Below are 401 nucleotides of genomic sequence, written 5' to 3'. Positions count from 1 at the left end.
TTGCTCTACCAACTGAGCTACCGAGCCATAATCCACAATATAAATAAAATTGCGGGAGCAGGATTTGAACCTACGACCTTCGGGTTATGAGCCCGACGAGCTACCTAGCTGCTCCATCCCGCGATATTAAGTAAAGGAGGATGTGGGATTCGAACCCACGCACGATTTTACACGCCTGACGGTTTTCAAGACCGTTCCCTTCAGCCGGACTTGGGTAATCCTCCACATTATAGTCCGTACGGGATTCGAACCCGTGTTACCGCCGTGAAAAGGCGGTGTCTTAACCCCTTGACCAACGGACCATAAATAAAGACTTCTCTTTACTCCGCCAACAGGGCTCGAACCTGTGACATCATGATTAACAGTCATGCGCTCTACCAACTGAGCTATGGCGGAATATA

4 tRNA genes are annotated in these 401 nt (G+C 49.1%); all 4 read right to left on the bottom strand.

Going from position 1 to position 401, the window contains the following annotated elements:
* Window positions 1-49: 49 nt before the first annotated feature.
* Window positions 50-123 (bottom strand) — tRNA-Met (locus K6V48_RS08100).
* 11 nt (window positions 124-134) lie between these two features.
* Window positions 135-224 (bottom strand) — tRNA-Ser (locus K6V48_RS08095).
* 6 nt (window positions 225-230) lie between these two features.
* A tRNA-Glu gene (locus K6V48_RS08090) sits at window positions 231-302 on the bottom strand.
* A 21-nt stretch (window positions 303-323) separates the two neighbouring features.
* Window positions 324-396, bottom strand: a tRNA-Asn gene (locus K6V48_RS08085).
* Window positions 397-401: the final 5 nt, after the last annotated feature.

It is taken from the genome of Streptococcus suis (assembly GCF_019794555.1).
Taxonomy (GTDB): Bacteria; Bacillota; Bacilli; order Lactobacillales; family Streptococcaceae; genus Streptococcus; species Streptococcus suis_AB.
The sequence above is the reverse complement of the archived record's forward strand: the minus strand, read 5'-3'. Positions and strand labels throughout refer to the sequence as shown.